The sequence below is a fragment of the Enterococcus lactis genome (assembly GCF_015751045.1).
In the GTDB taxonomy this organism is placed as follows: Bacteria; Bacillota; Bacilli; order Lactobacillales; family Enterococcaceae; genus Enterococcus_B; species Enterococcus_B lactis.
On the sequence record NZ_BNJW01000058.1, the window covers coordinates 1 to 2,502 of the forward strand.

The following is a 2,502-nucleotide window of genomic DNA, read 5'->3' on the forward strand; positions in this document are numbered from 1 at the left end:
AAGAAAACTAATACTTTTGATAAATGAATTATTTACTAGAAAAAGCATAGTAAATGGCACTTGGTATGCAGCAACAGCTATTACTGGTAACCAGAGTTATCTACACCCTGATATATTTAATATAAAAAAAGTATGCTATCATCTCCCCGTCTTTCCCAATGAATTTTCACCCAGTTTATCTAATGAAACTAGAACAAATTTAGAAAAATTAGGTTGGAATAAATTAAACTTTGAATATGTAAACAAAATACTAATTGATATTTTATGTGAAGTAACAGCATTATGTTCCATTGGTGAAGCGGAAAAATGGGATATGAATATATATATTAATGATCGTAGACGTGTTGCTGATTATTATGAATGTGAATCAACTCCAAGAATTCGAAGTATAAAAGAAATTACGAAAAAACATGTGGAATTTTTTGTATATTATGAAGAGTTTTTTTATTCTACTACAAATAAGTCCGTTTTCGATAAAGCTAGTGAGTATCTTAAAAATAATTGTCCTGTACAAATAATTTATGATATATATAAATATAATAATTTAAATGGAGGAGAATTTGAATTAACTATTGACTATAAAGATATTATAAATAATATAGTTGAATACGCTTTACCAATAATTCAAGAAAAAAAGAATTCGTGGAGTGAATGGATAGAAAAAATTCATCTTATGCAAATGAAATATGAAGGTCCTTGGAAGGGTTACGATCATATGAAAATTCTTGAAACTTTAACAAAGACATATTTCAATTTTAACATCTTCGATCTTCAGGCTGTCTCTCTCCACAAGGATGAAAATTTAAACTCTAAAATTAAACATAGACTAGAACATGAGAATTTAAGAAAACTGTTTCCTGAAGAAGTCTTCTTTATAGAATTGGAAAAAGCCTTTCTTATAGAATTTACTGATACGCACAAAATAAAAGAGGAATTCATAATATCTTTTGAGGAGTTAATAGAAACTTTAAAAAAAGAAGAAGAGGAAAAAGAACAAAAAATTCAGTTGGTAAAAAACGTGATACAAGTAATTCAATTAATTAAAACCATTGGTGCAAGCTAGTGGTTTCAGACTGTAGACAAAATACTGAGGTTTTTAGTGCTTTGCCTTTTTTATCCGTTAAAATAAGAGCATAAATTTTAGGTATATCCAGATGTCTCAAAACAAGATATGAATAAACGCGCACAAATTCTTTGCCATTAAAAATAGCCCAATCTTCTTTAAAGAAGATTGGGCTTCATGGATATAATATATAGTTAAATTTACATTTATTTCAGCTAACTACTACTACCGGAAATACCGTTGAAAATGAATATTATAATTAACGTTATTCTAGTTGTTAATGTAAGCAATTGCACTCCCACTACCAAATTTGATATCTGGCAAAGATCGTTTATATAAATTAAGTTCTCGCAAAGTATCTTCTCTATTCGATAATGCTTGAAATGCATAGCGTGTTCGGCCATTTTCAAATTTCTTCGATTCCGAATATTGAGAAGAAACTTTATACGCAGCAACAACCGCGTTGTCTGCTCCTGTATTAACAGCTATAACATAGCGAATTCGATGTATTTTATCGCGACCAATTACCCAGTTACCTAGCGTACGAGATTTTAAATTATCATCATCACGAAAACTGTCGTCAATCGGATATTCTTTTGACTCATCTTTACAAAGATTAAAAGCATCTCTCACTTTTACTGCTAAAATCAACTCATCTGTCGCTATTTCATTGATTGGCATCGGTTGGAATCCATATTGCTCTTCTATCTCTTCCACTAACATTGCCTTAGAACCATGCCCTTTTACTAAATTTGTCAAAGAAAGTCCTTGAATCAGTTGAGCATAATTGATTAACGTATTCTCACTGGCATAAGCCTCGCTCTCAGTTAAACCATAACTAAGTATGTAACTTAGTATTTGTAGATTCATTCTGTTTATTTCTTGGATGGTTTTTATTTTCAATGTTTTAGCTGTTTCATTTTCTTCAAGTAAATCTGATTTTCTTAACATACTCATTGCCGCTTGACGATGGGCAAAAATACGATTTCCTTTTCCTTTCCCAATGTAAAAAGTCTGGTTGTTTCTAGGATCGACCAAGCAATAAACATAGTAAAGATGCTTTTCGTCTTTTTGCAACTCAGCTAAAGTAGACGTAGAAAATTTTTTAAGTTCACTCATTTGATACTCCCCTGTTTTACTATTTTTTCCCTGTCTTTAAAAAATATCATTATTTATGATACGGAGCTGGGTATCATGAGTGAATGATATTTATAAATCACTGGATATTGAAGTATATTCTGTTTTCTCAACTTATTTAGTCAGATTTTTTAATGAAGATTTTTTGAGTAAAATTTCTATAATTCCTACTTATTGAAAAGTAGTTTGTAGTGCTGCTTCTACCTCTCTCATCTGTTCTACAAATTCCAAATAACTTGACGCAGCTTGCGGAATGAAAAAATGATATGTGAATATTTCTCCTCCTAGCCCGCTTAATATGC

Annotated in this window: 2 protein-coding genes; one reads left to right on the forward strand and one right to left on the reverse strand. The window is 30.5% G+C overall.

Features of this window, described 5'->3' with window-relative positions; translation table 11 throughout:
- On the forward strand, window positions 1–1,063 hold a 1,063-nt coding region (locus KFO35_RS14325; protein WP_244653265.1), incomplete at its 5' end, for a hypothetical protein.
- A gap of 270 nt (window positions 1,064–1,333) precedes the next feature.
- Here KFO35_RS14325 and KFO35_RS13945 read toward each other — a convergent pair.
- Window positions 1,334–2,182, reverse strand: a complete 849-nt coding sequence (locus tag KFO35_RS13945; RefSeq protein WP_002331982.1) for an LEM-3-like GIY-YIG domain-containing protein — start codon at window positions 2,180–2,182, stop codon at window positions 1,334–1,336.
- Window positions 2,183–2,502 lie beyond the last annotated feature (320 nt).